Annotated in this window: 27 protein-coding genes, 1 tRNA gene and 2 pseudogenes; 16 read left to right on the forward strand and 14 right to left on the reverse strand. The window is 62.4% G+C overall.

From position 1 onward, the window contains the following. The first annotated feature begins 28 nt into the window (after positions 1-28). Positions 29-1,255 (forward strand): caspase family protein, encoded by a 1,227-nt coding sequence (locus NKJ73_RS18510; protein ID WP_352570527.1) that lies wholly within the window; start codon positions 29-31, stop codon positions 1,253-1,255. A 3-nt stretch (positions 1,256-1,258) separates the two neighbouring features. Here NKJ73_RS18510 and NKJ73_RS18515 read toward each other — a convergent pair whose 3' ends face one another. Continuing rightward, positions 1,259-1,495: a putative antibiotic biosynthesis monooxygenase gene (locus NKJ73_RS18515; protein ID WP_352570529.1), complete on the reverse strand. Its 237-nt coding sequence runs from the start codon at positions 1,493-1,495 to the stop codon at positions 1,259-1,261. 109 nt (positions 1,496-1,604) lie between these two features. Between NKJ73_RS18515 and NKJ73_RS18520 the strand changes: the two genes are divergently transcribed. Next, positions 1,605-2,261, forward strand: a complete 657-nt coding sequence (locus NKJ73_RS18520) for a TetR/AcrR family transcriptional regulator (protein WP_352570633.1) — start codon at positions 1,605-1,607, stop codon at positions 2,259-2,261. Positions 2,262-2,304: 43 nt separating this feature from the next. Here NKJ73_RS18520 and NKJ73_RS18525 read toward each other — a convergent pair whose 3' ends face one another. Continuing rightward, a complete protein-coding gene (locus NKJ73_RS18525; protein WP_352570530.1) occupies positions 2,305-3,222 on the reverse strand; it encodes a peptidylprolyl isomerase in 918 nt (305 codons plus the stop codon). Between the two features lie 252 nt (positions 3,223-3,474). On the opposite strand from NKJ73_RS18525, the gene secA reads away from it, so the two are divergent. Continuing rightward, positions 3,475-6,207: a preprotein translocase subunit SecA gene (gene secA, locus NKJ73_RS18530; RefSeq protein WP_352456659.1), complete on the forward strand. Its 2,733-nt coding sequence runs from the start codon at positions 3,475-3,477 to the stop codon at positions 6,205-6,207. A 287-nt stretch (positions 6,208-6,494) separates the two neighbouring features. Here secA and NKJ73_RS18535 read toward each other — a convergent pair. The 4 genes and pseudogenes from NKJ73_RS18535 to NKJ73_RS18550 form a co-directional block, all read right to left on the reverse strand. Beyond that, positions 6,495-7,411 (reverse strand): annotated as a pseudogene (locus NKJ73_RS18535) (NAD(P)-dependent oxidoreductase). Between the two features lie 51 nt (positions 7,412-7,462). Next, the gene (locus NKJ73_RS18540; protein ID WP_352456661.1) at positions 7,463-7,618 is read right to left on the reverse strand and encodes a hypothetical protein; all 156 of its coding nucleotides are present in this window, start codon (positions 7,616-7,618) and stop codon (positions 7,463-7,465) included. 48 nt (positions 7,619-7,666) lie between these two features. Beyond that, positions 7,667-7,824 (reverse strand): annotated as a pseudogene (locus tag NKJ73_RS18545) (IS1380-like element ISCARN79 family transposase); the annotation flags it as partial. 53 nt (positions 7,825-7,877) lie between these two features. Next, entirely contained in the window at positions 7,878-8,063 is a 186-nt protein-coding gene (locus tag NKJ73_RS18550; RefSeq protein ID WP_352456662.1) for a hypothetical protein, read from the reverse strand. A 269-nt stretch (positions 8,064-8,332) separates the two neighbouring features. On the opposite strand from NKJ73_RS18550, the gene NKJ73_RS18555 reads away from it, so the two are divergent. The 5 genes from NKJ73_RS18555 to NKJ73_RS18575 all read left to right on the forward strand — a co-directional run bounded on the left by NKJ73_RS18555 (position 8,333) and on the right by NKJ73_RS18575 (position 12,906). Further along, entirely contained in the window at positions 8,333-9,733 is a 1,401-nt protein-coding gene (locus tag NKJ73_RS18555) for a lipopolysaccharide biosynthesis protein (protein ID WP_352570532.1), read from the forward strand. Beyond that, positions 9,733-11,013: a GNAT family N-acetyltransferase gene (locus NKJ73_RS18560; RefSeq protein WP_352570533.1), complete on the forward strand. Its 1,281-nt coding sequence runs from the start codon at positions 9,733-9,735 to the stop codon at positions 11,011-11,013. The genes NKJ73_RS18555 and NKJ73_RS18560 overlap by 1 nt, the downstream gene beginning before the upstream one ends. Positions 11,014-11,225: 212 nt before the next feature. Next, on the forward strand, positions 11,226-11,831 hold the full coding sequence (locus tag NKJ73_RS18565) for a hypothetical protein (RefSeq protein ID WP_502905385.1): 606 nt from the start codon (positions 11,226-11,228) through the stop codon (positions 11,829-11,831). Positions 11,832-12,040: 209 nt separating this feature from the next. Beyond that, entirely contained in the window at positions 12,041-12,517 is a 477-nt protein-coding gene (locus NKJ73_RS18570) for a hypothetical protein (RefSeq protein WP_352570535.1), read from the forward strand. A gap of 182 nt (positions 12,518-12,699) precedes the next feature. Continuing rightward, positions 12,700-12,906, forward strand: coding sequence for a hypothetical protein (locus NKJ73_RS18575; RefSeq protein WP_023677964.1), 207 nt, complete (start codon positions 12,700-12,702; stop codon positions 12,904-12,906). Between the two features lie 94 nt (positions 12,907-13,000). Here the strand turns inward: NKJ73_RS18575 and NKJ73_RS18580 are convergent, their stop codons facing one another. Then, a complete protein-coding gene (locus tag NKJ73_RS18580) occupies positions 13,001-13,738 on the reverse strand; it encodes an SDR family NAD(P)-dependent oxidoreductase (RefSeq protein WP_352570536.1) in 738 nt (245 codons plus the stop codon). A 149-nt stretch (positions 13,739-13,887) separates the two neighbouring features. Continuing rightward, a complete protein-coding gene (locus tag NKJ73_RS18585; protein WP_352570538.1) occupies positions 13,888-14,706 on the reverse strand; it encodes an antibiotic biosynthesis monooxygenase in 819 nt (272 codons plus the stop codon). 142 nt (positions 14,707-14,848) lie between these two features. Here NKJ73_RS18585 and NKJ73_RS18590 point away from each other — a divergent pair, with 142 nt between their 5' ends. Next, positions 14,849-15,280, forward strand: a complete 432-nt coding sequence (locus NKJ73_RS18590; RefSeq protein ID WP_352456668.1) for a winged helix-turn-helix transcriptional regulator — start codon at positions 14,849-14,851, stop codon at positions 15,278-15,280. Positions 15,281-15,656: 376 nt separating this feature from the next. Here the strand turns inward: NKJ73_RS18590 and NKJ73_RS18595 are convergent. The 3 genes from NKJ73_RS18595 to NKJ73_RS18605 all read right to left on the reverse strand — a co-directional run bounded on the left by NKJ73_RS18595 (position 15,657) and on the right by NKJ73_RS18605 (position 18,659). Beyond that, a tRNA-Leu gene (locus NKJ73_RS18595) sits at positions 15,657-15,741 on the reverse strand. Between the two features lie 158 nt (positions 15,742-15,899). After that, positions 15,900-16,673 (reverse strand): CPBP family glutamic-type intramembrane protease, encoded by a 774-nt coding sequence (locus NKJ73_RS18600; RefSeq protein ID WP_352570539.1) that lies wholly within the window; start codon positions 16,671-16,673, stop codon positions 15,900-15,902. A gap of 126 nt (positions 16,674-16,799) precedes the next feature. Continuing rightward, entirely contained in the window at positions 16,800-18,659 is a 1,860-nt protein-coding gene (locus NKJ73_RS18605; protein WP_352570540.1) for an ABC transporter ATP-binding protein, read from the reverse strand. 378 nt (positions 18,660-19,037) lie between these two features. On the opposite strand from NKJ73_RS18605, the gene NKJ73_RS18610 reads away from it, so the two are divergent. Then, positions 19,038-19,625 carry a YqaA family protein gene (locus NKJ73_RS18610; protein ID WP_352570542.1) on the forward strand — a complete coding sequence of 196 codons (588 nt, stop codon included), beginning with the start codon at positions 19,038-19,040 and terminating at the stop codon, positions 19,623-19,625. Between the two features lie 29 nt (positions 19,626-19,654). Then, the gene (locus NKJ73_RS18615) at positions 19,655-20,173 is read left to right on the forward strand and encodes a disulfide bond formation protein B (protein WP_352570543.1); all 519 of its coding nucleotides are present in this window, start codon (positions 19,655-19,657) and stop codon (positions 20,171-20,173) included. 151 nt (positions 20,174-20,324) lie between these two features. Here the strand turns inward: NKJ73_RS18615 and NKJ73_RS18620 are convergent, their stop codons facing one another. Continuing rightward, entirely contained in the window at positions 20,325-20,882 is a 558-nt protein-coding gene (locus tag NKJ73_RS18620; protein ID WP_023677956.1) for an HNH endonuclease, read from the reverse strand. A 129-nt stretch (positions 20,883-21,011) separates the two neighbouring features. Next, positions 21,012-21,653: a DNA-3-methyladenine glycosylase family protein gene (locus NKJ73_RS18625; protein ID WP_352570544.1), complete on the reverse strand. Its 642-nt coding sequence runs from the start codon at positions 21,651-21,653 to the stop codon at positions 21,012-21,014. 122 nt (positions 21,654-21,775) lie between these two features. On the opposite strand from NKJ73_RS18625, the gene gluQRS reads away from it, so the two are divergent. Continuing rightward, entirely contained in the window at positions 21,776-22,651 is an 876-nt protein-coding gene (gene gluQRS, locus NKJ73_RS18630; protein ID WP_352570545.1) for a tRNA glutamyl-Q(34) synthetase GluQRS, read from the forward strand. 149 nt (positions 22,652-22,800) lie between these two features. Continuing rightward, positions 22,801-23,691 (forward strand): DMT family transporter, encoded by an 891-nt coding sequence (locus tag NKJ73_RS18635; RefSeq protein WP_352570546.1) that lies wholly within the window; start codon positions 22,801-22,803, stop codon positions 23,689-23,691. Here the strand turns inward: NKJ73_RS18635 and NKJ73_RS18640 are convergent. Continuing rightward, complete coding sequence (locus tag NKJ73_RS18640; protein ID WP_031212039.1) at positions 23,658-24,512, reverse strand: YihY/virulence factor BrkB family protein; 855 nt, start codon at positions 24,510-24,512, stop codon at positions 23,658-23,660. The genes NKJ73_RS18635 and NKJ73_RS18640 overlap by 34 nt on opposite strands. Before the next feature lie 57 nt (positions 24,513-24,569). Here NKJ73_RS18640 and NKJ73_RS18645 point away from each other — a divergent pair, with 57 nt between their 5' ends. Genes NKJ73_RS18645 through NKJ73_RS18655 form a run of 3 tightly spaced genes read left to right on the forward strand, consistent with a single transcriptional unit; the run spans position 24,570 to position 26,263 of the window. Further along, positions 24,570-25,436, forward strand: coding sequence for an SDR family oxidoreductase (locus NKJ73_RS18645; RefSeq protein ID WP_352570547.1), 867 nt, complete (start codon positions 24,570-24,572; stop codon positions 25,434-25,436). Between the two features lie 24 nt (positions 25,437-25,460). After that, positions 25,461-25,652 (forward strand): twin transmembrane helix small protein, encoded by a 192-nt coding sequence (locus NKJ73_RS18650; RefSeq protein ID WP_023677950.1) that lies wholly within the window; start codon positions 25,461-25,463, stop codon positions 25,650-25,652. Positions 25,653-25,681: 29 nt separating this feature from the next. Then, on the forward strand, positions 25,682-26,263 hold the full coding sequence (locus NKJ73_RS18655) for a cob(I)yrinic acid a,c-diamide adenosyltransferase (RefSeq protein ID WP_023677949.1): 582 nt from the start codon (positions 25,682-25,684) through the stop codon (positions 26,261-26,263). Positions 26,264-26,274 lie beyond the last annotated feature (11 nt).

Raw genomic sequence — 26,274 nt, forward strand, 5'->3', positions numbered from 1 at the left:
GCGACCGATAGCGCTATGATCCTGCCCCATGGGCAGGCTTGTGGTCTTGGCACTGGCGTTTCTGGGCTTTCTGCTGCTGCGCGCCGATGCGCAGACGGCGCGGCGCGTGGCGCTTGTGGTCGGCAACGGCAGCTACGCCGAAGCCGGCACGCTGGCCAATCCCGTCAACGATGCGCTCGACATCGCCGACAAGCTGCGCGCCATCGGTTTCGAGGTGATCGAAGGCAACGATCTCGGCAAGCGCGAGCTCGAACGCAAGATCGGCGAATTCTCCGATGCGCTGCAAGGTGCCGGTGCCGGGCTGTTCTACTATGCCGGCCACGGCCTGCAGGTCGACGGGCGCAACTTCATCGTGCCGGTCGACGCCAGGCTGGACATGCCGGTCAAGCTGCAGCTCGAGGCGGTGCCGATCGACGAGGTTCTCGACATCATGGAGCAGCAGACCAAGGTCAGCCTGGTCTTCCTCGATGCCTGCCGCAACAACCCGTTTGCCCGAAGTCTCAGCCGCAGCGCCACGACGCGCTCGGCGACGGCTCTCGCCGGCCTTGCCCAGTTCGAGTCGACGCGCGGCTCGTTCATCGCCTTCTCGACGGCACCCGGCGCCGTGGCAATGGACGGGACGGGACGCAACTCGCCCTTTGCGGCGGCACTTTTGCGGCATATGGCCGAGCCCGGACAAAGCATCAACGACATGATGATCGCAGTGCGCCGCGACGTCGTTTCCGCAACGCGCGAGGCGCAGCGTCCCTGGGAGCAGGGGTCGCTGCTCGAGCGTTTCGAATTCGTTCCGGGCGCAGACATTGCCCAGCAACCGAAACCGGCTGTCAGCCCGGCTCCCGCGTCGCAGGTGGCTGCGCTCGAACGCTCCGTCGGCGACGAGGGTGCCATCGAAAAATTCTTGCGCGAAAACTATCTGGCGCCTGATGTCAGGAGAATGCGCGAAACCGTCAAGCGGCTTTACGGTTCGTCGGCCACCATCTACGGCACGCGCTACGACAGCGAGGCGATCGTCAAGGTCAAGACCGACTGGTTCGCGCAATGGGCATCGTGGTCGTTCGGTCTCGAGCCCGGCAGCCTTGAGGTGACGCCGCACGGCAAGGACCGTGCCGACGTGGTTTTCGCCATGCGCTACGACTATGTGCCGAAGGACAAATCGGCGCAGCGCCTGACCGGCAAGGCGCGGGTGACGCTGGAACTCGTGCTGGCCGACGGCGAGTGGCGCGTTGCGTCGGAAACGTCGCAAGCGCTGGAATGAACATCAGCGGACCGCTGGGTTGATGAACCCGCGAAACGCCCGCTGCACGCTCGGAATCAGCCCCCAGATCATGATCGAGACCATCAGCGGCGCGATGACCAGCGTACGCTGCCAGATTTGCCATTCCTGCGTCAGCGGAAAAACCACGTACAAAATGGCTGTGATCAGCGGATAGACGCCGAGCAGCACCAGCAGGGCGAAGCGCAGGCGCGAAAAGCGGGTCACGGCGATCGAGTTCATCAAACTCTCCTTATCGTTACGGAACGTTCCGTTACATATAAAACGGATCGTTCCGTTTCGTCAAGAGTTGTATATGATGGCTGGCGAAATCGCGGGTAAGGAAGAAGAGATGGGCGAAATCACCGATCCCGGGCGCAAGTCGGCTGGCGCACGGCGCAGCCCGGAAAGCGCCGATGCCATTCTCGATGCCGCCGAGGCGGTACTTGTCGAAGCTGGCTATTCCGGCTTCTCGATCGAGGCGGTGGCGCGCCGCGCACGCGCCGGAAAACCGACGATCTATCGCTGGTGGCCAAGCAAGGCCGCCTTGCTGCTCGACGTTTATCAACGGCAAAAGCGCGTCGATAATCCCGACACCGGGAAGTTGGAGGAGGATCTCGTCGGCTTCCTGAAGAGCTTGTTCGCGCACTGGCGCGACACGTCGTCGGGCAGCGTGTTCAGATCGCTGATTTCCGAGGCGCAGTCGGACGAAAAAGCCGCCGCCGCCCTCGCCGAATACGCAAGAGGGCGTCGCATCCACACCGGCCAGATGGTCGAACGCGCCAAGGCAAGGAGAGAGATAGCTGCCGACGTCGATGCCACTGTCGTCGCCGACCTGATCGCCTCGTTCGCCTGGACGCATCTTCTGACGAACCGCCTGGACGAGGACGAAGCGACGCTGCGCAGGGCGGTCGGCTATGTCTTGAAAGGCATAGTCGCTGACGATGCCGGCGACGCCACGCCGGTCCGGCGGCGGCGTCGACGCATCATCGCTCGCGCCCCCAAATAGAAGCGACAGGGCGGCAGCGCGCCCTGTCATAGCCCAATCTGGCCTATTTGGCGCTTTCCAGCGCGTCGACCGTCTTCTTCAGGTTCGCATCGGGGATGTCGACCTTGGCGTTGGCGCGCAGCGACTTGACCAGCGCGAAATACTTGTCGCGGATGACCGCCTGGCGCGCCTGGTCCTTGACCTGGTCGAACGCCGGCGGCTGCTTGGTGCGCTTGTCCTCGACCTTGATGACATGCCAGCCGAACTGTGACTGCACCGGCTGGTCGGTATATTTGCCGACCGCCAGCGCAAACACCGCCTTGTCGAATTCCGGCACCATCTGGCCAGGTCCGAACCAGCCGAGATCGCCGCCGCTGGTCTTGCCGCTCGGATCGCTGGTGTGCTCGTTGGCAAGCTTCTGGAAGTCGGCGCCGCCGTCGAGCTGCTTGATGATGGCGTCTGCCTCTTCCTTCGTCTTCACGAGGATGTGACGGGCGTGCACCTCATTGGTGGGCGGCGTGTTGGCGATTTCCTGGTCGTAGCGGGCGCGGACCTCGGCATCGGTAACCTTGTCGACGACGCCCTTCTCGACCATTTCGCCATGCAGCGCGCGCTGCTGCAGGAAGGCCATGCGGCGCTGGAAGTCGGGATCCTTGTCGAGGCCGGTGGTCACCGCCTGAGCCGCCATTACGCGGATTTCGATCGCCGCCGACAGCGCCGCGGCGCGGCGCTGCTCGGGCGGAAGCTGCGCGAACTGCTGCGACAGCTCGCCCTCGGCAAGCCCAAGGTCTGCCTCGGTCAGCGTCTGGCCGTTGATGGTGGCGACCACGGCGTTCGGATCGACCGGCTTGGCCGCCGGAGCGGGTGCTGCCGGCTGGGCAGGGGCGGCTTCCTGCGCCATCAGCGGCGACAGCGAGAGGGCCGATAGCCCGAATGCCAGACCAAGGCTGGCGAGCGACGCGCGGCGGAACAATAATGACATTACGATTATCTCCAAAGCGGGGTAGCTAGAGCGGAATGGCTTCCAGACCAGCAAGATTGTGGCGGAATTTGGCGCGGTCGACAGGGCGAGCGCGGCGTTGACATCGAATGAGCCCCCTCTTATCTGTCCAACGACTTTGCGTCCAGAACCGTTTTCCGGGCGCTTTTTGCGTTTGTCCGCGTTCACGTGGAGTTGATGGGGCCGGCCGGCGCCCGTCGCAATGACTTGGAATGCTATCGAAAGGGCCATTGGATGGTCAGTCTCGGCGGTCTCGCCCGTAAGGTTTTCGGCTCCTCCAACGATCGTCGGGTCAAATCGACCCGGCCGCGCGTCGAGGCGATCAATGCCATGGAAAACGAGATGCGGGCGCTTTCCGACGCCGAGCTTCAGGCCCGCACCGACAAATTCCGCCAGGACATCGCCAACGGCGCCAGCCTCGACGACCTCCTGGTGCCGGCCTTCGCCACCGTGCGCGAGGCCGCCCGCCGCGTGCTGGGCATGCGGCCGTTCGACGTGCAGCTGATCGGCGGCATGGTGCTGCACAATGGCGGCATTGCCGAGATGCGCACCGGCGAAGGCAAGACGCTGGTGGCGACGCTGCCGGTCTATCTCAACGCGCTCGCCGGCAATGGCGTGCATGTCGTCACCGTCAACGACTATCTGGCCACGCGCGACTCCGAATGGATGGGCCGCGTCTACAAATTCCTCGGCCTTAAGGTCGGCGTCATCGTCCACGGCCTGTCCGACGAGGAGCGCCGCGTCGCCTACGCCGCCGACGTCACCTACGCCACCAACAACGAGCTCGGCTTCGACTATCTGCGCGACAACATGAAATACGAGCGCGCCCAGATGGTGCAGCGCGGCCACAGCTACGCCATCGTCGACGAGGTCGATTCCATCCTGGTCGACGAAGCGCGCACGCCGCTGATCATTTCCGGTCCGCTCGAGGACCGTTCGGAAATGTACAACACCATCGACACCTTCATCATCCAGCTGCAGCCGCAGGACTACGAGATCGACGAGAAGCAGAAGACGTCGATCTTCACCGAGGAAGGCACCGAGAAGCTGGAGAACATGCTGCGCGATGCCGGCTTGCTCAAGGGCGAGTCGCTCTACGACGTCGAGAACGTCGCCATCGTCCACCACGTCAACAACGCGCTGAAGGCGCACCGGCTGTTCCAGCGGGACAAGGACTATATCGTGCGCAACGGCGAGATCGTCATCATCGACGAGTTCACCGGCCGCATGATGCCCGGCCGCCGCTATTCGGAGGGCCTGCACCAGGCGCTCGAAGCCAAGGAGCATGTGGCGATCCAGCCGGAGAACCAGACGCTCGCCTCGGTCACCTTCCAGAACTATTTCCGCCTCTACAAGAAGCTCGCCGGCATGACCGGCACGGCGCTGACCGAGGCCGAGGAATTCGCCAACATCTACAATCTCGACGTCACCGAGATCCCGACCAACCTGCCGGTCATCCGTATTGACGAAGACGACGAGGTCTACCGGACGGTCGAGGAGAAATACAAGGCGATCGTCAAGGAGATCAAGGAAGCCCGCGCCAAGGGCCAGCCGACGCTGGTCGGCACGACTTCCATCGAGAAGTCCGAGCAACTGGCCGAACGCCTGCGCAAGGAAGGTTTCAAGGATTTCGAGGTGCTGAACGCCCGCCACCACGAGCGCGAGGCGGCGATCGTCGCCCAGGCCGGCAAGCCCGGCGCCATCACCATCGCCACCAACATGGCCGGCCGCGGCACCGACATCCAGCTCGGCGGCAATGCCGACATGCGCATCGCCGAGGAGCTTGGCGACATGCCGGCCGGCCCCGAGCGCGAGGCCAGGGAAAAGGAAATCCGCGACGACATCGCCCGGCTGAAGGAAAAGGCGCTCGCCGCCGGCGGCCTCTACGTGCTGGCCACCGAACGCCATGAATCGCGCCGCATCGACAACCAGTTGCGCGGCCGCTCGGGCCGCCAGGGCGATCCCGGCAGGTCGAAATTCTTCCTGTCGCTGCAGGACGACCTGATGCGCATCTTCGGTTCCGAGCGCATGGACGGCATGCTGCAGAAGCTCGGCCTCAAGGAAGACGAGGCGATCATCCACCCCTGGATCAACAAGGCGCTGGAAAAGGCGCAGAAGAAGGTCGAGGCGCGCAACTTCGACATCCGCAAGAACCTCTTGAAATACGACGACGTCTCAAACGACCAGCGCAAGGTGGTGTTCGAGCAGCGCATCGAGCTGATGGACGGCGAGGGCCTGTCCGAAACCATCACAGAGATGCGCGAAGGCGTCATCGAGGAGATCGTCGCCAAGAACATTCCCGAAAACGCCTATGCCGAGCAGTGGAACGTCGCCGGCCTCAAGGCCGAGATCGCCGAATTCCTCAATCTCGATCTGCCGGTCGAGAACTGGGTCAAGGAAGAAGGCATCGCCGAGGACGACATCCGCGAGCGCGTCAGCCAGGCCGCCGACGCCGCCGCCAAGGAGCGCGCCGAGCGTTTCGGCCCCGACGTGATGACCTATGTCGAGCGCTCGGTGGTGCTGCAGACGCTCGACCATCTGTGGCGCGAGCACATCGTCAATCTCGACCATCTGCGCTCGGTCGTCGGCTTCCGCGGCTATGCGCAGCGCGATCCGCTGCAGGAATACAAGGGCGAAGCGTTCGAGCTGTTCCAGGCGATGCTGGGCAATCTGCGCCAGGCCGTCACCGCGCAATTGATGCGCGTCGAACTGGTCCGCCAGGCGGCCGATGCGCCGCCGCCCGAAGCCCCCGACATGTTCGGCAGCCATATCGACGGCTTCACCGGCGAGGACGATTTCGAAGGCGGCGAGACGGCCGTTCTGGTCCGCCAAGAGACCAACGCCATCGTCGCCCCCGAAGACCGCGACCCGAAGAACCCGGCGACCTGGGGCAAGGTCGGCCGCAACGAAGCCTGCCCCTGCGGCTCAGGCAAGAAATACAAGCACTGCCACGGGGCGTTTGCGTAAGCGCCTACTTTCCTTCTCCCGTCATACGGGGAGAAGGTGCCCGAAAGGGCGATGAGGGGCAGCAGAGGCGTTGGCGACTAGTCGATCTCCCCATTTGAGGGGGAGATGGCCGGCAGGCCACAGGGGGCGCTGTCCCGCCGACACCAAAATACGCATTTCGAATTTTCTGTATCTCGACCGTCGGTGGTGTTTCAGTTTGAAATCTAATAGCCGGGTGACGCACGCGCTGATGTCCGCGCTTCATGAAGATCGGAACTTGCTAAAGTGGGTAAAGACACTACTTCGATTCAATAACCCCGTTCGAGGTCGATCTTGTTGGACAGAGGCTCTCCTCTTGCGACTTGACCGCAGAGATCTGCGGCCTGGTCGATTCCAGAATCCACCCAGAAGCTCGCGACATGAGGTGTGACGGTCACCTTGGGATGAGTCCACAACGGCGATGAAGCCTCCAGCGGTTCACGCTCAAACACGTCAAGACAAGCACCAGAAAGCTGACCTTCGTCGAGAGCGCGGATCAGGTCGGCTTCGTTGACATGCGCGCCCCTGCCGACATTCACAAGGTAGGCACCTCGCTTCATTTTTCCAAAGGCACTCGAGTCCCACGAGTGTCACCAGTCAGGGGAAGTGAACAGATAACGTAGTCCCGACTTGTGAATGCGTCCGCAAGCTGGGCACGGCCAAAGTAACTGTGTATACCAGGAAGCGTCTTTTGATGACGAGACCAGACTGCTGTGTCGTAGCCCAAGTCCGCAAACAGCTTTGCGGCCCAGCCACCGATCCGGCCCGCACCCAGCACAACTATTCTTGTCTCGGAGATCTTCCGCGGCGCGATCGGATTCCACAACTTGCGGGCTTGTAGACTAATGTAATCCGCAACATGCCGTTGCTGGCAGAGAACGCGAAGGACGATGTACTGCACCACTTCCGAAGCCTGCTCACGCGTTGCGAGCCTGATGAGCGGAACACTCTTGGGAAAGCTCTGAAGATCAATACCCTCGACACCAGCTCCCAAATAGACGACGGCGCTTAGCCCCGTCATGGCATCAAAAAAGCCAGGACTGGCGCCCTTGTCGATCAGCACAATATCTATGTCACTTTTGTTCCCGGCGTCTGGCCAAAGCCTGAACTCCAGCTGCGGCACACGGGTTTTCAGCTCAGCAGCCCACACTTGTGCATCAATGTAGTCAGGATACTCATTGACCATCAGAACGGTAATGGGCTCGCCTAACACTTCGCCCCTCCCAGATTCAGGTAATCAGGCATCCACCGGATTACCGGTCTGTTGAGACTGAGGTTTGCGCAAACTGGCACCAGTTGCAAGACCAGACCCGGCAAAAATGGCGTTGGTGATCGGCCAAAGTCGTGATGTCTGCCCGCTGCTGGCCGAGGATGTCGATTTCGCTTTCTTCAAGGCATAGTTCTCCCCTGGTTTTGCTGAAACGCATGACAACCGGGCCGGTCACGCCGGTGATGGATAGGGCGATGGCCGGAGTTCCGCGATCAGCCGCAGGATGTCGGGGAAGAGTTGCCTCGGGATAGCGACCTCCGCATCTGGAAGGCGACATAACACCCATGGCTGATAACCTCGGCACCGATCTTGATGAGCTTGTTTGTGAGCTGGTAAGTGGTGGCAGAACATCCTTCCTGGCCTTTAGGTCCGGTTGGCATTCCTAGTTCTCCGCATGGCTAAAGACGACAGCGCCGTTGTCCTTACGAACTTCAACGGACACGATTCCATCGTCACCCTTTCGGGTTTGGAACATGGAGGTTGCATGATCTTTCGCGGTCTTCTCCTCGTCGAAGATCACCTTGTCGACGATGCCCTGCCTTCCATACCAGATGACAGTGTAGACCATTGTTGCTGCCATGCGTTCCGCTAAGCATATAGGCGTTTTGGCATATGGGGCAAACGAGATAGGCGTTTCCGCGTATTTCAAACTGAGACACTACCGAGCAGGGTGAAGGGTTGCGCGAATGATGAATATGAAGCAGCGCACCCGCCCCTCATCCGCCTGCCGGCGCCTTCTCCCCGAGACGGGGCGAAGGAAAGCCCACCCAACCGTTTCTTAATGTGTCTCCGCTACACCAACACCCTGTAAATTGGCGGAAAACGGAGAGTATCGGGGTGCGCTTTTCCGCGGCGACGACAGCCGGGCGGTTCTTGCCGCAGCGCCTTGCGCTGCGCATAAGGCCGCTGCTTGGCCTGATCGATGCCGTCCTGTTCAGCGCCGGCGCGCGCGGCGAGGCCGGCCGCATGTCGCTGATCGCCTTTTCGGTCCGCATCGTCAGCGCCGTCATCGCCTTCGTCAGCCAGGTTTTGATGGCGCGCTGGATGGGGTCGTTCGAATACGGCATTTTCGTGCTCGTGTGGGTGACGATGGTCATCGTCGGCAATCTCGCCTGCCTCGGCTTCCACACCTCGATCATCCGCTTCATCCCGGAATATCGCGAGCGCGGCATGCTGGCCGAACTGCGCGGCATCGTGCGGGCCAGCCGGCTGTTCGTGCTGGTTGCTTCAACGGTGATCGCCGGCCTCGGCGCGCTCGGCGTCTGGCTACTGTCGCCCTTTATCGAGAACTATTATGTCGTGCCGTTCATCCTCGGCATCATCTGCCTGCCGATGATCGCCATGTCCGACCTGCTGCAAGGGCTGGCGCGGGCCAATTCCTGGGCGCTGTTTGCGCTGTCGCCGACATTCCTGGTGCGGCCGCTGCTGATCCTGGCGTTCATGGCGCTGATGCTGCTGGCGGGCTACGCGCCCGACGCCAGAACGGCGATCTTCGCCGCGATCGCCGCCACCTACGCCACCACGCTCGGTCAGCTCGTCGGCGTCACCTCGCGCATCGACAAAAGAATTCCGGCCGGGCCGATGAAGCTGCATTTCGGCCAATGGTTCATCGTCTCGCTGCCGATCTTCCTGGTCGAGAGCTTCTTCTTCCTGCTCACCAATGCCGACGTGCTGATGGTCGGCGCCTATCTCGATCCCAACGACGTCGCCGTCTATTTCGCCACCGTCAAGACGCTGGCGCTAGTGCATTTCGTCTATTTCGCGGTCAAGGCCGGCGTCGCCCAGCGCTATGCGCAGTTCACCCATGGCGAGCCGCACAGGCTCGCCGCCTTCGCCCGCGAAACCGTGTCGTGGACCTTCTGGCCGTCGCTGGCGATGGCGCTGCTCGTGCTGGCCCTAGGCGAGCCGATGCTGACCCTGTTCGGCCCGGAATTTTCCGCCGGCTATCCGCTGCTGTTCCTGCTGGTGTTCGGCGTCGTCGCGCGGGCCGCCGTCGGCCCTTGCGAAAGCCTGCTCACCATGAGCGGCAACCAGAACATCTGTGCCGCTGTCTATGCTATGACGCTGGCCTTCAACATCGCGCTTAGCGTCGTGCTGATCCCGCTCTTCGGTCTGTGGGGCGCGGCGATGGCCACCGTCTTCGCCATGATCTTCGAGGCCGGCGCGCTGTCCTTTACGGTCTGGCGCAAGCTCGGCATCGCCATGGTCATTTTCGTGCCCGCCAAAGGAGCTGCCTGATGGCTGCCGTCCCCTTGCTCGAGGAAACCAGCGGCGGCCCGGCCGGCGCCATGGTGTCCGGCCTTGCCGGGCTTGCCCGCGAAGCCGATCCCGCCCATGTCGAGATCCTCGCCAACAACCGGCCCGAGCGCAAGCTTGCCATCTATCCGGCCTCCGCCGGCTTCGACCTGGTCGAGGAGCTCGACTATCTCTGTACCCGCACGATCGAGCCCAACGTCTTCTTCAATCCGCGCTTCCTGGCGCCGGCCATGCCCAGGCTCGAGGACCGCGAGGTGCGGCTGGCCGTCATCCGGGACGGCGACCAGTATCGCAACCGGCTGCGCCTGCTGGTGCCGTTCTCGGTCGAGCGACCGGTGGTGCCGCTCGGGGTTCCCGTCATGCGCACCTGGTCGAGCCCGTTCGGCCCGATCGGCACGCCGTTGGTCGACCGCGACGATCCGATCGGTGTCATCGAGGATTTCTTCGCGATGCTGTCGAGGCCGCATCTCAAGCTGCCGAAGGTCTTCGTGCTGCCCGACATAAGGCTGGATGGCCCGGTGGCGAACCTGCTCGCCAGCGTCGCCGAAACGCGCGGCCTGACGCTGGTCACCACCGGCAAGGCCGAGCGCCCGGTGCTCGAAAGCGAGCTCGATGGCGAGGAATATCTGAAAGCTTCGCTGCGCGCGCACCATTATCGCGAGTTCCGCCGCCTGAAGCGCCGCCTCGCCGACCTCGGCCGGCTGCAGCATGTCGTGGCGCGCGGGCCTGACGAGATCCGCCACGCCATCGAAAATTTCCTGACGCTGGAGGCTGCCGGCTGGAAAGGCCGCGAGCGCACTGCCATGGCGATCGACCGCTACCGCGCCGCCTTCGCCCGCGAGGCGGTGCACCGGCTGGCCGAGCAGGATCTCTGCCGCATCCATTCGCTGACGCTCGACGGCCGCACCATTGCCTGCCTGGTCGTCTTCGTCGAGGCCGGCGTCGCCTACACCTGGAAGACCGCCTATGACGAGACGCTCGCCGCCTATTCGCCGGGCACGCTGCTGATGATCGAGGTGACCAGGCAGCATCTCGACGACCCCAACATCATGATGACCGATTCCTGCGCGGTGCCCGACCATCCGGTGATGAGCCGGCTGTGGAGCGAACGCAAGCCGATGGGCACGCTGGTGATCGGGCTGACGCCGGATGCCGACCGCCCCGCCCGCCAGGCGGCGTCGCAGCTTCACCTCTACCGTGAAACCCGCAACATGGCGCGCCTGCTGCGCAACCGGATGAGGAGCCTGCTGCGCCGGCGCTAGTGCATCGGTCCAAAGCGGGCCCGGCCGTCCGTCTCCGCACCGTCGGCCCGCTCGGGCCTAGGTCGTCAGGGTTAATTCTCCCGATCAGCGGAAAGGATTAGCATCGACGCAGTCCCAACCGGGATGAGGCGATCAATTACGGCCGCGCGTCCAGCATCACTGCCGCCTCGGTCCTGCACGGCCAGAAGAAAAAAATCTGGGAGGAATGCATGATGAAAACAACTCACCTCAGGCGTGTCGGTATCCTCACCTTGGCAGGTCTCATTGGCGCGTGGCTGAACGCCGCCACTCCTCGGGCGGCCGAACCCGACAAAGCCGAGATCGATGCCCTGCGTAAATCGCTGTCCAGGTATGAAGACTACAAGGTTGCCATTCGCGAGCTTTATCTATCGACGGTAGGATGCGTCTTCTACAGCGGCGAAAAGGTAGAGGGGGCGATGGACTACCCGAAGGGCGCGATGGGCATCCATTTCGTCAACGTCACGACTGTCGGCCCGACCGCGGATCCGACGCGCCCCAATGTGCTGATCTATGAGCCGGTCGGCGGCGAATTGCGCCTGGTCGGCGCGGAATGGCTCGTGCCCTTGACGCCGGACACAAAGGAGCCGCCGAAGCTCTTCGGCCAGACATTCCAGGGGCCGATGGAGGGGCATTACCCGCTCATCCCGAAGGAGTTCCACCACTACGACCTTCACGCCTGGCTGTTCAAGGACAACCCGCTCGGAATGTTCAGCCCGACGAACCCGGACGTGAAATGCGACAACTATCCGTTTCCGATGCCTGAGCAGCCGACCAAGATGGTGCCGGGGCCAATGTAATAGCGGCCGGGCTGCGATCCGAGCTTGCGAGGAAAGGCAGCCGGACTTCAATGGCGTTATCCCAGAGGACGCTTCTGGGATAACGTCCAACCAAAAGTCCGTTCCCGGAACTTCGGACTCGTTTTGCCGTTTGGCAACGACGGCACGAGACTGCCGCGAATTCACGAAGGCGTTCCAAGGAGCCGACCCGCGAAACGACGGAGGACCAAGTGAAAAGTCTGATCCAGACAGGATTGTCCGCAGCCGGTTCGGGTACGATCGTCAGCTTCGCCACGACAGCTGCGCTGGCCCTGCTTGCAAGGCGGGAAGGCAAAGGCGCCCTGCAGCCCACGAATGCGACCAGCCACTGGCTCTACGGCGAACAGGCCGCGTCCGTGCGGCGCGGTGACGTGGCGCACACGCTCGTCGGCTATGGCACGCATCACGCTTCCTCCATCTTCTGGGCATTCCTTTTCGAACTATGGCTCGCCTCGAGGCCGCCGCGTCCGTCGCTTCTGATATTTCGCGATGCGTTGGCGGCAGCGGCCATTGCCGCGGCAACAGATTATGGCTTCGTGCCGAAGCGGTTGACGCCAGGTTGGGAGACGGTGCTGCCGAAGCGATCTATCGCGGCGACTTTTGCGGTGATGGCGGTCGGTCTAGCGATGGGCGGCATGATCAACAAGGAATTGCGCCGGCAGCATTAGGGACAGGGATTTGAGACAGATGCTTCGCACGGCGCGTTCACATCATCGCGACGGGCGGATCGTCGCGCTCGTCCCATTCTGCGGCATCTCCACCTCATCGGGAACCTTTCTCAAGGGACATGGTTCCGAATGTGCGGCGAAAGCGTGCTGCTCATTCCTGCTATCGCCAAGGAGATTCGACCATGAAGCTTCGCGAGTTGTTGGATCAAGTAAAGGACCTGCCGCCGGACACCTTGGTCTGTGCCGCCGAAATCGATGAAGCCTTTGCAGTCAACGTTGTTGGCGTTGAAGCTGTCGAGAGCGCCAGAATCCAAAGCCGCAAACCGGATGGCACCGAAGCTGTCGAACTCGCTAACGGGACCGACAAAGTCATCGTGATCCGCTGGTGAAAACCGGGGAAGTTGCGTTCAACAGCATGATGTTCCGCTCCACTGTGGGGTGCTGAATTGCGAATGCTGGCAGCGTATCGATGGCGGCGGTCGCCTATGGCTTGGCGGGCATGGCTTGGACGAAAGCCGCCATCTGGCGTTCGAGCGCTTTGAACGCGCTGCCGCGCCAGCTCTCGGCCATGGAGGCCGATTTCGGATCAGGGAAGATTTCCTCCTCCCCTCGCGCCATGCCGTCCAGGATACCTTTCGCGACGCTCTCCGCGGAGCTCTTCGGTATATCGGCGTCTCTGCTCATGTCGGTGTCTATGGGACCGGACAGGACTGCATGAACGCTCACGCCACGAGCGCCGGCGAGAGCACGCAGCGATTGCGTCATGGAAAACGCGGCGGCCTTCGATAGTGAGTAAGACGGAATAATCGGGAAGGGAACGAGAGCCGCTTCCGACAGGATGTTGACCACGGCGCCGCGCGAATTCGTGAGCAGCGGCAGGAATGCGTGGGTTACGCCATGCACGCCGAGCAGGTTGACGGCGAGGTGTCGCTCGAGCGCAGCACGATCGCCAAGATCGTCGTAGAGCCCGATGCCGGCGTTGTTGATGAGGATATCGAGAGACCCGATCCGCTCGACAGCCGCCCCAATCTGCACCGCATCGGTCACGTCCAGGATCAGCGGCGTGACGCGCCGATCCGCGTGGGCGAGCGGTTTGCGCGCGCCGGCATAGACGCGCTTGGCACCCCGCCTCAATATTTCCTCGACCAGCGCCTTGCCGAGGCCGCGATTGGCCCCGGTCACGAGAACGGCTTTGTTTGTGACTTCCATCGATTTCGGCACGGCGATCTCTCTTCCTCTTGCATGAATGCAAGCCATTCGTTCTTGCATCATGCAAGTAGGCTATGGTTTTCTGTTCCCACGCTTGGACGCCGTCTGCCCCGTTGCATTGCTCCAGGGCAGCCGGCGCCGTGACCGGGCGAACCTTGCAACTAGGACCCGACTTCCAACGTCGTGTAGGAGATCGGTGAAGGCCGCTCCAGGAAGGCGCCGGTTATGGCCGAAACGAAATTCTTCGCGTCCGCCGAGCGTAGAAAAGCGTCGCGCTCCTGCTTCGATGCCCAGCGCTCGACGCAGATGGTAACGTTGGGCTCTGCCTCCGAGCGAAAGACGCTATAGTCGATGCACCCGCTTTGCTTGCGGGCCGCCCCCGCCACGTCCCGCAGGGCATTCCGCACCTTGCTTTCGATGCCGGGCTTCGCCGCTGCCGTCGTCATGACGATCATCTCGGCGCCATCGCCTGCCGCCTTGCGCTCGACGGCGCCGAGGTCCTCGTTTTGCGGCACAACCGTTGGGTTGGCGTTCTCTTCGCCCTTGTTGGGTTGCCCCTTGCCCGTCGAAATCAGGTCGCGGAGACTCGCGACATAGAAGCGCCACGAGTCATGGCAGACATCGTAGCATTCTTCACTCGGCGTCAGCCCGACATGGGTGAAACGCAGCTCGGTCCCCTTTTCGGTCGGCGCGATCTCGAAGACCACGTCCGTGCCGGTCCACTCGGTCGCATCCTTGACGAAGTTGAAGTAGTTCTGGACGACGTGCCAGACGACCTTCTTGCCAGGCACAAGCTCCGTGACCTTGAATGTGCCGCGGTGGATATCCTTGAAATGATAGTAGAATATCGCACCGAGCTTGTTGGTATCGCCATCTATATCTTCCGACCACCAGGCTCGCGGATTGACAACCGCGGCAAAAACCTCTTCGGGGCTTTGCTTAACGACGAATGACGTCGTGTAATCTTCTTCCTTTTTCATAACATATCTCCTGTCTGGATCTGATTGGTTGATGGACACCCGAAATCTCGGGCGATGAACACTCTCTCGACCTCTGTCGCTTGCATCATGCAAGCACAATTGCGTACTTGCATGATGCAAGTCAATAGGGTATGTTCACACCATGCTTGGTCGTCTCTATGAAAAACAAAACTGCTCGGCCTCACGCGCCCTGGAACTGGTCGGCGAGCGCTGGAGCCTGTTGATCCTGCGCGACGCGATATTCGGCGGCTGCACGCGCTTTTCGCAATTCCAGAAGAGCCTGGGGATCGCCACCAACATCCTGGCCAAGCGCCTCGAGGATTTCGTCGAGGCCGGCCTGATGGACCGTCGCCCGGGTGCCGCCGGCGAGCAGGCCGACTACGTCCTGACCCGGAAGGGGCTGGAATTCAAAACGGTCATTATCGCGCTGACCGAGTGGGGCGACAAATGGGTGCGGCCCGGACCCATCGTCTACTGCGACCAATCCGACGGCAAGCCGGTCGAGGTGCAATTGCGTCGCGCCGGCAATGGCAAGCGGGCCGACTTCGCCGACGTCGTGGCGGCCCTGCGCTAGGCACGGCGGCGGCTCCGGCCCGCAGCACGATCCAAGACGAAGCTGTTTCGCATCGTGCCATAATGCCCGCATATCTCACCTCCCGAGGTTGCATCCGTGGGCCGGGTCTGGTGGGTAGTTCGCGGGAGGAAACATGTCCGTCGGGCAGCGATCGACTTTGCGGCAACGTCTTCTTGCGGGACCGCGGCACGCCTGATCGCGTGCGGTGAGGAACGCCAGATTGCGCTTGGGGCTGGTCCGCGCACCGTTCAGCGGAAGCTTGGGCAGCTTGCGGCAACAGGCAAGACGCAACCATTCGGTGGCCGTCGAGGGCGTCGTGGACGATCCCACCCACGCCATTGGATTTAACAGGAAGTGGCGTGGGAATTTTAGGAAATGGTGCCCCTAGCCGGGATCGAACCAGCACTCCTTGCGGAACTCGATTTTGAGTCGAGCGCGTCTACCAATTCCGCCATAGGGGCTCAGGCCGGGCGGCCTGGATGGGCGCGGACTATACGGTTGGAGGCCTGTTCGTCAACTGGCCAATTCCCGAGACCCCATGTAGCTCAAACCCAGGCTTTCGATTTCGTCGATCGGAGGCTTCGGTCTAAAGTGGGCATCTCAGCCCGTTTGAACCCTTCTACCGCAACAGCGGAATGCCGATGAATACCGACGCCCCATCCATGAGCCAATGCGCCGTCGCCAGCGGCAGGATGCGGCGCACGCGCAGGTACACGAGGGTGATGAATGTCGAATGCGCGATGGGTGCCAAGAGCCGGTAGAGCATGAAGTGTGGGTCGAACGTCAGCGGCATCACCGCATGCTGAAACGACCAGGAAAACGCTACGACGGCAACGGCAAATCCCGTGCTTCCCGACAAGACTTGGAAACGCGGCAGAAGATAGCCGTTATAGGTGGTCTGCTCCGTAATGCCCCAGACCAACGGAAAGATCAGCACCCCGTAGAGCGCAGGCAAGAGCGGCAAAGGTCCGTATATTTGCGGTGCGTCAGGGTTGCCATAGACCAACAGGCTGCTGGCGGTGATCCCAGCGTAGATGAAAACGAGGCTCGGGAGGATGAGCGCAACGCCCAACAACAGATCGCGCCCCAAGCGTTTGCGATCGAAACCGACCAAATCGAGCAACGTGATGCCCTCGCGCCGCGCAAGGCACCAAAGGAGTCCAAGGCAGCCCGCGTCGATCAAGCTGCCATATACCGGCAGCCAAGCCCGTGCGTCGCGCCAGGGCGTCGCCGAACCGTGCGCAGCGTACACGGCCGCAACCAGGCCCTGCGCGGCAACAGCGAAAGCCGACCGCGCGAACAACATCAGGGCGGGGCCGGACCATGTCAGCGCGCCGGCAGATCGCCGCTCGAGAATGGCGGCACGGGAGTTCGGGATTATGGCTTCGCTCATGATCGATGAAGTTGGGATCGGCTTCCGAACGTTATGGTGGAAACGAGTTCAGCCAAGTCCGGTTTCCGGAGTGAAAGCAGAATGTATCGAGCCGGCCATGAGCAAAACATCATCACCGAGGGCGGCTCACATCTCCTCGAGGGCGTCGGCAATATAGCCGCCGGTCTGAAGCTTCCACAGTCGGGCATAGAGCCCGTCGCGCTCCAGCAGCGCCGATGGTTTTCCCTCCTCGACGATGCGGCCTTTGTCGAGGACGACGATCCGGTCCATCCTGGCAATCGTCGACAGGCGATGGGCGATGGCGATCACAGTTTTGCCTTCCATCAGAAGAGCGAGCTTGTCCTGGACCGCCGCCTCGGCCTCGCTGTCCAATGCGGACGTCGCCTCATCGAGAACCAGGATTGGCGCGTCCTTGAGCAACACCCGGGCGATCGCGACGCGCTGACGCTGGCCGCCGGAAAGTTTTACCCCGCGGTCGCCGACGAAAGCGTCGTAGCCGGTGCGGCCTTCGCCATCTCTGAGATCGGCGATGAAGCCGTCGGCCTCGGCCAGCATCGCGGCGCGCTCCAACGCCTCCGGCGGGGCATCGGGCCGGCCATAACGGATGTTGTCGCCGACGGAGCGATTCAGCAGTGAGACGTCCTGGGTGACGACGCCGATGCTCTCCCGAAGGCTGGCCTGGGTCACGCTGCGGAGATCCTGCCCATCGATCAGGATCGCGCCGCCCTTCAGCTCGAAGAACCTCAGGAGCAGGCTGACAAGGGTCGACTTGCCGGCCCCGGAGAGGCCGACGAGCCCGACCTTCTCGCCGGCGCGCACGGTGAGCGACAGGTCTTCGATCACCCGTTGACCCTCGCGGTATTCGAACTGGATGTTCTTGAACTCGACTTCGCCGGCCGTGACGTCGAGCGGCTTGGCGTTCGGCGCGTCTTTTATGGTCGGCGGCGTCGTCACGACCAGCATTGCGTCGCGGATCGTGCCCACCGCCTGGAAAATCTGCTGGCCCATCTGCAGGAAGGCACGGGAGTTGGCATTGAGCCGCTGCACGATGGCGATCGAAGCGGCGAACTGACCAACCGTGACGAAGCCGGCGACAAATCCCCAGAGCCCTATGGCAACGTTGGTGAGAAAGAGGGCAACGTTGAGCAGGACGACGCCCATATCGGTCGTCAGATAGATGCGCCTTTCGCGCTGCTGGGTCTCGATGGCGTTTTCCATCACGGTCCGCATCGCGCCCGCCTCGCTGTCTTCCGCCGCAAACAGCTTGACCATCTGAATGTTGCTGTAGAGGTCGGTCATGGCGCCGACCACGAGGCTTCGCCCCCGCGCCGAGCGGCGCGACCGCTTAGAATATTGGGGTACCGCCACCACCGCAATGGCGATGTTGGCGGAGATCCAGAGGAAAACCGGAAGCGCCAGCGGCCAGGACAACGCGCCAAGCAGAACGAGCGAACCGACGAGTTGCACCAGAAACAGCGGTATTCTGTAGAAGGCCACGACGATCTGCTGCTGCACGGCGGATGCGACTTGCGAAATGCGCGACGCCACCTGACCTGCGAAGAGGTCGTGGAAGAAGGCAAGATCCTGACGTTCCACCGCCTTGTGGCCCTGCCACTGCATCGCCGCCGGCATGCATACGGCCACCGTCTGCGAGTTCAGCGCATTGCCCACGAAGATGAGCAACGGCAGCACGGGGAAAACCAGCACGCCGAGCACGACCAGCGTCGGCCAGTCCTCCTGCAGGAAAACCGCCGCGCCCTTCGCGCTCACCCCATCGACGACGAACGAGGCCCCCCAAATCGTCGCAAGGTTGATCCCCTCGACCGCCATCATCAGGACGGTAATGGCCGCAAGGGTGCCGCGGAACATCCGCGCAAAATGCAGGAGCAGCGCAAACGGCCCGCTCGCAGGCAGCGGCGCGGGTGGAATATCCAGCGGACGGATGAGCTTCTCAAAGGCGCGATAAATGAAATCAGACAACGACATGGCGGCGCAAAGGGCGAAGCAGGGAGAGAGGATGCGACAGGAATCGCCGGTATTTAAACACGGATCGTGTTCGGCCGGAAAACCCACGATGTAATTGGAAACTGCCTTGACGCACTTCAGGCAGGCAAGTGTTCGACGCCATGGCTTGCTCGTCAATCAACTGGCCAAATCCCGACATCTGGGCTCGCTCAAGCCTCAGCCTTTCGATTTCGTGAAGCAGCTGCCATTGTGCAGCGCGGAAAATCTTTCTAGACAGGCGGCGCATGTCATTGAAGCGCACCTTGTCCGACGAGGTTGATGCGGGGCGCTTCCAAGTCTTGTTTGTACATGTCGTGATCCCAAGACCGCTTCTGGTTTGGGCGTGCATTAGGAGTGCCGATGCTTCGCGGACTTTACGACTGGACCTTGTCGCTGGCGGCGAGCAAATCGGCCGAATGGTGGCTTGCCTTCATCGCCTTCGTCGAGAGCTCGGTGTTCCTGGTGCCGGCCGACGTCCTCTATCTGCCGATGGCGCTGTCGCGGCCGGATCGCGCCTATCGTTACGCGCTGGTCGCCACCGTCGCCTCGGTGCTGGGCGGCATCGCCGGCTGGTTCATCGGCCATTATGCCTATGATGCGGTGGCGCGGCCGATCCTCGAATTTTATGGCAAATATGACGAGTTCGAAGCGATGCGCGTCTCATCGGGTGTCGGCTTCATCATCCTGATGCTGGTCACCTCCGGCCTCGCCCATCTGCCGCCGATCAAGGTTGTGACGATCCTGTCGGGCGTCATCGGTGTTCCCTTGCTGCTGTTCATCGTGCTGGCAATCGTGGCGCGCGGTGCTCGCTTCCTGTTTCTCGCGTGGCTCTTGCGCCGCTATGGCGAGCCGATCCGCCACTTCATCGAAAAGCGCCTTGGCCAGCTTGCAGGCGCCGCCGCCGCTGCCCTGATTTTGCTCTATATCGTCGTCAAATACGCCGTCTGAACGGCATCGAACCGAATGGACTGAGTCCGATGACAGCGACCGTGAATGCCGATACCGGACGCCAGCGGCTGCGCACCGCCCTGTTTCTCGCTGTCGCCATGGCCGCCACGGTCGGCTCGGCGCTGGCCTTCCAGTATCTCGGCGGCTACATCCCCTGCAAGCTCTGCCTCGAGCAGCGCACGCCTTACTACGTCGGCGTGCCCTTGATGCTGCTGGCGGTGCTTGCGTCGGCTCTTCACGCGCCAGCCTGGGTAAGCCGTGGCCTGCTGGCTATTGGCGGCCTGCTGATGCTCTACGGCGTCTATCTCGGCGTTTATCACTCCGGCGTCGAATGGGCGTGGTGGCCAGGCCCGACCGATTGCACTGCAGCCGCCGGGCCGGTGGACACCGGCGGCAAGGGCGTGCTCGATGCGCTCGACAAATTCGTCCCGCCCTCCTGCGACAAGGCGGCGCTCCGCATCCTCGGCCTGTCGCTAGCCGGCTGGAACGCCATCGCCAGCTTTGTCCTGGCAGTCGTAGCCTTCCGCAGCGCCTTCGCCCGCGACTGAGCGGCACAACGCAGAGTTCGTCCAGAAATTCGTCAGGCCGGAGTGCATGACGTGGCTTTCGAGAACCGGAGCGGAGCGTACTAAAGTACGTGAGCACCGGAAGCGCAGAAAGCTGCGTCAGGCGACCGGTATGGCGGATTTCTGCCGAACTCTATGGCTCGAGTTCGACATCCCAGTACAGATAATCCATCCAGCTTTCGTGTAGATGGTTGGGCGGGAACAGCCGGCCGTTATTATGCAAATCATGCACCGTCGGCTGGTAGGGCTTCTGCAGCGGCCACATCTTGGCGTGGGCCGGCATCATGCCGCCCTTCCTCAGATTGCAGGGCGAGCAGGCAGCGACGACATTCTCCCAGGTCGTGGCGCCGCCGCGATGGCGAGGAATGACATGGTCGAACGTCAGATCGTCCGGCGTGCCGCAATATTGGCATTGGAAACGGTCACGCAGGAAGACGTTGAAACGGGTAAACGCCGGATGCCTCGACGGCTTCACGTAAGCCTTCAGGCTGACGACGCTCGGCAGCTTCATCGAAAAGGTCGGTGAAGAGACGGCGTGTTCGTATTCGGCGACGATGTTCACCCTCTCGAGGAACACCGCCTTGATGGCATCCTGCCAGGACCAGAGCGACAGGGGGTAATAGCTGAGCGGACGGTAATCCGCATTCAGCACCAGCGCTGGAAGCCCATCCGGAGATACGGCAACCGTCACGTCGTTGACCTCCTTCACCCTAGAACCGGTCGACGCGGATACTGTAAGCCCGACATGACAGGGATGTGAAGCGGATTGTCGATCATGCCGGGTCTCAAAAACGCATGATTTCAATGCTTTTTTGCGGATTCAGGCCGGAGGCGCGGCATCCCTGCCCTTCAATTCGCGATAATAAGCCCAGAAAAGCCGCGATGCGACACCGCGCCACGGGCTCCATGATTCGGCAAGCCGGATCAGCATTTTCTCCGGCGGACGCGGGTCGATGCCGAGTGCATGGCCGACCGCGCTCTGCAATGCAACGTCGCGCGCCGGAAAGATATCTGGGTGTCCGGCGGCAAACAAAAGGTAGACTTCAGCCGTCCACGAGCCGATGCCCGGCACCTTGGTCATGGCCGCGATCGCCTCGCTTGCATCGAGCCGGCACAGGTGATCGAGGTCGAGTCCCTCGGCCACCGCCCGGGCGACGGCAACCAGGCCGCGCTGCTTGGGCCGCGACAGCCCGGCCTCGAGAAAGATCGCCTCGTCGGCGGCAAGTATCGCCTGCGGCGTCAGCGGATCGAGCAGTCTCGTCAGCCGGCCGAAGATGGCATCGGCGCTCGCGCGGGACACTTGTTGTGAAACGACGATCGAGGCAAGGCTCCTGAACCCCGGCTCCGACAGCCTGAGCGGCACCTCGCCGGCCATGCCGCGCACTTTTTCCAGGCGTGGGTCGAGTAAGCATAGCCTATCCAGCCCTTGCGCAATGTCGTCGAGACTGGCGATGCGTTGCATGTCTGCTTGTTCCAAAATCAAAAGTGCCGCACGCTTCGTCACGTGTCCCTCTGGACGCACGACGCCACCGGCGCAAAGTAGCAATTGGCGAAAGCGCCACACAACCCGATTGCCGCCGGACAATGACACTGCTGACATTCCGCTTCGCGCCGAGCCCGAACGGCGAACTGCATCTCGGCCATGCCTATTCGGCGCTGCTCAATCAGAAATTGGCAAAGGCGGCGGGCGGACGCCTGCTGCTGCGCATCGAGGATATCGACACGACGCGCTGCACGCCGGAATTCGAGGCAGGCATTTTTCGCGATCTGAAATGGCTGGGGCTTGGCTGGGAGGAACCGGTGCGCCGCCAGTCCGAGCATTTTGCCGAATATCGGGCGATGCTCGAGCGGCTGATCAAGGAAGAACTTGTCTACCCGGCCTTCATGAGCAGAAGTGATATCCGCGCCTTCATCGCCGACAGCGAGAAGCGTGGCCGCGACTGGCCGCGCGACCCGGACGGCGTGCCGCTCTATCCCGCCGCCGACAAGGCGTTGACGGCGAGCGAACGCAAGCGGCGCGTTGCCGAAAATGTGCCATTTGCCTGGCGGCTGGACGTCGATGCTGCAATAGCGCGCGCCGGCAAGGACCTGTCATGGGCCGAATACACGGACGAGACGCTCTCCGCGACGCGTCGTGTCGAAGCCCATCCGCAGGATTGGGGCGACGTGGTCGTGGCGCGCCGCGAAATCCCGACCAGTTATCACCTCGCCGTCACCATGGACGACGCGCTGCAGGGCGTCAGCCATGTCGTGCGCGGCCAGGACCTTTATTCCGCGGCCAGCGTGCAGCGGCTGCTTCAGCAACTGCTTGGCCTGCCGCAGCCGGCCTATTTTCACCATCGCCTGATCCTCGGCCCGGACGGACGAAAACTGTCGAAGAGCCTTGGCAATACCGGCCTTGCCGCCCAGCGTAAGGCGGGCGCATCGCCCGCCGATCTCAAGCGGCTGGTCGGTCTCTAGACTAGACCGGTGAGCTCGCGGCCATCAACGGCGCTCCTTCAATTCAAATGACTCTATGGATCAACCGTTTGGTTTTGCTTGCCGGCCCGAACGGCATTAAGCAGTCGCCGCAGTCGATCCCTCACCCGAATTCATCGCGGCCTCCGGAAATGCACAGCCTCAAGCGGTTCATCCCCGCCTCTTTCGTCGTCCTGTGGGCGACCGGCTTCATCGGCGCGCGCTATGCCATGCCGTGGGCGGAGCCCTTTACGTTCCTGGCCGCGCGCTTTGTCCTGGCCGCAATCCTGCTTGTCGCTTTGATGGCCGCACTTGGTTCGAGCCGCGCCACCCGCGATGAGGCGCTGCACGCGACCGGTGCCGGCATCCTGATGCATGGCATCTATCTCGGCGGCGTGTTCTGGGCAATCCACCGGGGCATGCCCGCCGGACTTTCAGCCCTGATCGTCGGCCTGCAGCCGCTGATCACGGCAGTGCTCGCCGGCCGGCTTCTCGGCGAGGCCATCCTGCCGCGCCACTGGGCCGGTCTCGGCCTCGGGTTGATCGGCGTGGTGATCGTGCTCTGGCCGAAGCTCGGCGCGCTCGGCGGCGGCGTGACGGCCGAGACACTGGGCGCCTCGCTGGTCTCGGTACTCGGCATGAGCGCCGGCACCATCTGGCAGAAGCGCTTTGCTTCCGGCGGCGATCTGGTGGCTGCCACGTTCTGGCAATATGTCGGCGGCGCATCGGTGATGGCTCTGGCCTCGCTCGCCTTCGAGACCCGAACGGTCCTCGTCAACGGCGAACTGATCTTCGCCATGGCCTGGCTCGTGCTGGTGCTGTCGATCGGCGCCATCTTCCTGTTGATGGTGATGATCCGCGACGGCGAAATGTCGAAGGTCGCCTCGCTGTTTTACCTCGTCCCGGCTGTCACCGCGGTCATCGCCTGGGCATTGTTCGGTGAGCACTTGAGCCCGCTCCAGATCGCCGGCATGGCGATCGCGACGCTCGGCGTCGGGCTGGCGACGGCTCAGCCGCCGACGCGGGCACGCGCCTCTAAATAGCGGCTGATCGCGGCGTTGAGCTCGCCACCGAGGATGAAGATCGCTGAGACGATATAGAGGAACACGACGGCGATCATGATCGAGGCGAGGCCGGCATAGGTCGTCACATAGGACGAGAAATGATCGAGATAGGCGGCGAAGATGGTCGACCCGATGAGCCAGCCGACCAGCGTGAAGATGATGCCAGGCACGATCGAAACGAGGCGGCGCTTGCCGGCCGGCAACCAGAAATGCACGGCGAACAGGCCGCCGATGATGACTACAGAGGCGATGACGTAACGCCACAGCGTGATCGTGCCCATATAGGGTTTTATCCATTCGAAATGCGACTCGGCCAGCCGTGCCAGCAATGGCGCGAAGACCAGCAGCACGCTGATGGCCAAAAACCCGGCCGTCGCGATCAGCACGAAGATGATGCTCTGCACCCGCCGATAGATGATGCCGCGCGTTTCCGAGACACGATAGGCCCGGTTGAGCGAGGTGCGCAGCGCCTCGATGCCGTTCGAGGCGAAATATCCGGCAAGCACGATACCGTAGGTCAACAGGTCACTGCGCCGGACGGTAAGCACGTTGAGCACCTCGCGCGCGATCGGTTTGGCGATCTGCTCGGGCCATGTGTCGAACACAAGGTGCACGGCGGTGTCGGCGAAAGCCTGCGCGCCGAAAAAACTCGCCAGCGTCGTGGCGAAGATCAGGAAAGGAAAAAGCGCCATCAGCGCGGTGATCGCCAGATGGCTGGCCATTGCCCAGCCGTCGTCGGTGTTGAAATGGCCGAGCGCGTCGTAGAGGACGCGTTTGAGGGCTACGATCTTCCGCAACAAGAACCGCGTTCCCTTCGATTGTCCCGACGCCGCGAATATGGGAAGGGTTTGCGGTAAATGACAACCCTAGGTCAAACCACCATTCCTCCCGGTGAAGAGTTGCGCACCATCATTGTCACAGGTGCCTCTTCCGGTATAGGCGCCTATTGCGCCCATGCTCTTAAGAAGGAAGGCTGGCGGGTGTTCGCGACGGCCCGAAAGCCTGAAGATATCGCTGCGCTCGAGGCCGACGGCATCGAGGCCTTTTATCTGGACTACACCGAGCCCGGATCGATCGAGGCGCTGGTGGCGTCGGTGCTGGAACGGACCGGCGGCCGGCTCGATGCGCTCTTCAACAATGGCGCCTACGGACAGCCCGGCGCCGTCGAGGACCTGCCGGTCGAGGCTTTACGGCAGCAGTTCGAGGCCAATGTCTTTGGCTGGCATGACCTCACTCGCCGTGTCGTACCGGTGATGCGCCGCCAAGGCCATGGTCGTCTCGTTCATTGCTCGTCGATCCTCGGCCTGGCGCCGGTGCCTTTTCGCGGCGCCTACTCGGCATCGAAGCACGCTATCGAAGGGCTGATGCTGTCCCTCTACCAAGAACTCCTCGGCAGCGGAATCCATGTTTCGCTGATCGAGCCCGGGCCGGTGAAATCGAAGATCGCCAGCAACAGCCTTGCGTGGTTCCTGGCGAATATCGATCACGAGAAGTCCGTTCATCGCCTCGCCTATGCGGCGCAACTCAAACGGCTGCGGGCCGGCGGCAGCACATCGCGGCTGAAGCCCGGGCCGGAGGTGGTTTATGCCGCCTTGCACCATGCGCTTCTGTCGCGGCGCCCACGCCCGCATTATGTGGTAACAGTGCCGGCCAGGATCGGCGCGATCCTTAAACGCATCCTGCCGTCATCGGTACTCTACCGTCTGCTCGCCAAACGCGCCTGAACGCAATCCAACCTGGAACACACCATGGCAACCGTCTTCAACATCCTCGCCGTTCTCGTCATGGTCGCCGTGGTGATCGTGCTGATCCGCGGCCTCATCAACATGATGCGCGGCGGCTCCAGCATGACCTCCAACAAGCTGATGCAGACGCGCGTGCTGTTGCAGTTCGTGGCCTTGGTGCTGATCATGCTGGCGGTGTATTTCACTCGTAAGTGACGCAGCAGCCACCAGCCGGGAGGTAACCCGTGGTCAAGCTCAACAAGATCTACACCCGCACTGGCGACGATGGCACCACAGGCCTCGGCTCTGGCGAGCGGCGGCTGAAATCCGACCTTCGCATCGACGCCTACGGCACGGTCGACGAGGCCAATGCCTGCATCGGCATGGCCCGCATTCATACCGCGGCAGTAAATCCGGCGATCGATGCGATGCTCGGCCGCATCCAGAACGACCTTTTCGACCTCGGCGCCGATCTGGCAGTTCCCGATAATGGCAAGCCGCTCGACTACGAGCCGTTGCGCATCATCGCCTCGCAGACCGACCGCATCGAACAGGATATCGATCTCCTCAACAAGGACCTTGAGCCGCTCAAATCCTTCGTGCTCAACGGCGGTACGCCGGCAGCGGCTGCCCTTCACCTCGCCCGCACGGTGGCCCGCCGCGCCGAGCGCATCATGGTGGCGCTGTCGCAAGACCCGGACGAGCACGTCAACCGCGAGGCGATAAGATACATCAACCGTGTCTCGGACTTTCTGTTCGTCGCCGCACGCGCGGTCAATGACAACGGAAATGCCGACGTGCTATGGGTTCCCGGCAAGAACCGCTGAATCCGCCGGAA

The sequence above is a fragment of the Mesorhizobium sp. M0074 genome (genome assembly GCF_040322975.1).
GTDB lineage: Bacteria > Pseudomonadota > Alphaproteobacteria > Rhizobiales > Rhizobiaceae > Mesorhizobium.

What these genes read in the sequence shown, in the direction of transcription:
- NKJ73_RS18590 (WP_352456668.1), top strand. Translation starts at nt 14,849, where the DNA reads ATGCTTGGTCGTCTCTATGAAAAACAAAACTGCTCGGCCTCACGCGCC.
- secA (WP_352456659.1), top strand. Translation starts at nt 3,475, where the DNA reads ATGGTCAGTCTCGGCGGTCTCGCCCGTAAGGTTTTCGGCTCCTCCAAC.
- NKJ73_RS18635 (WP_352570546.1), top strand. Translation starts at nt 22,801, where the DNA reads ATGCACAGCCTCAAGCGGTTCATCCCCGCCTCTTTCGTCGTCCTGTGG.
- NKJ73_RS18615 (WP_352570543.1), top strand. Translation starts at nt 19,655, where the DNA reads ATGACAGCGACCGTGAATGCCGATACCGGACGCCAGCGGCTGCGCACC.
- NKJ73_RS18600 (WP_352570539.1), bottom strand. Translation starts at nt 16,673, where the DNA reads ATGAGCGAAGCCATAATCCCGAACTCCCGTGCCGCCATTCTCGAGCGG.
- NKJ73_RS18565 (WP_502905385.1), top strand. Translation starts at nt 11,226, where the DNA reads ATGAAAACAACTCACCTCAGGCGTGTCGGTATCCTCACCTTGGCAGGT.
- NKJ73_RS18510 (WP_352570527.1), top strand. Translation starts at nt 29, where the DNA reads ATGGGCAGGCTTGTGGTCTTGGCACTGGCGTTTCTGGGCTTTCTGCTG.
- NKJ73_RS18625 (WP_352570544.1), bottom strand. Translation starts at nt 21,653, where the DNA reads ATGCAACGCATCGCCAGTCTCGACGACATTGCGCAAGGGCTGGATAGG.
- NKJ73_RS18550 (WP_352456662.1), bottom strand. Translation starts at nt 8,063, where the DNA reads ATGGTCTACACTGTCATCTGGTATGGAAGGCAGGGCATCGTCGACAAG.
- NKJ73_RS18610 (WP_352570542.1), top strand. Translation starts at nt 19,038, where the DNA reads ATGCTTCGCGGACTTTACGACTGGACCTTGTCGCTGGCGGCGAGCAAA.
- NKJ73_RS18515 (WP_352570529.1), bottom strand. Translation starts at nt 1,495, where the DNA reads ATGAACTCGATCGCCGTGACCCGCTTTTCGCGCCTGCGCTTCGCCCTG.
- NKJ73_RS18585 (WP_352570538.1), bottom strand. Translation starts at nt 14,706, where the DNA reads ATGAAAAAGGAAGAAGATTACACGACGTCATTCGTCGTTAAGCAAAGC.
- NKJ73_RS18560 (WP_352570533.1), top strand. Translation starts at nt 9,733, where the DNA reads ATGGCTGCCGTCCCCTTGCTCGAGGAAACCAGCGGCGGCCCGGCCGGC.
- NKJ73_RS18645 (WP_352570547.1), top strand. Translation starts at nt 24,570, where the DNA reads ATGACAACCCTAGGTCAAACCACCATTCCTCCCGGTGAAGAGTTGCGC.
- NKJ73_RS18525 (WP_352570530.1), bottom strand. Translation starts at nt 3,222, where the DNA reads ATGTCATTATTGTTCCGCCGCGCGTCGCTCGCCAGCCTTGGTCTGGCA.
- NKJ73_RS18520 (WP_352570633.1), top strand. Translation starts at nt 1,605, where the DNA reads ATGGGCGAAATCACCGATCCCGGGCGCAAGTCGGCTGGCGCACGGCGC.
- NKJ73_RS18650 (WP_023677950.1), top strand. Translation starts at nt 25,461, where the DNA reads ATGGCAACCGTCTTCAACATCCTCGCCGTTCTCGTCATGGTCGCCGTG.
- gluQRS (WP_352570545.1), top strand. Translation starts at nt 21,776, where the DNA reads ATGACACTGCTGACATTCCGCTTCGCGCCGAGCCCGAACGGCGAACTG.
- NKJ73_RS18605 (WP_352570540.1), bottom strand. Translation starts at nt 18,659, where the DNA reads ATGTCGTTGTCTGATTTCATTTATCGCGCCTTTGAGAAGCTCATCCGT.
- NKJ73_RS18575 (WP_023677964.1), top strand. Translation starts at nt 12,700, where the DNA reads ATGAAGCTTCGCGAGTTGTTGGATCAAGTAAAGGACCTGCCGCCGGAC.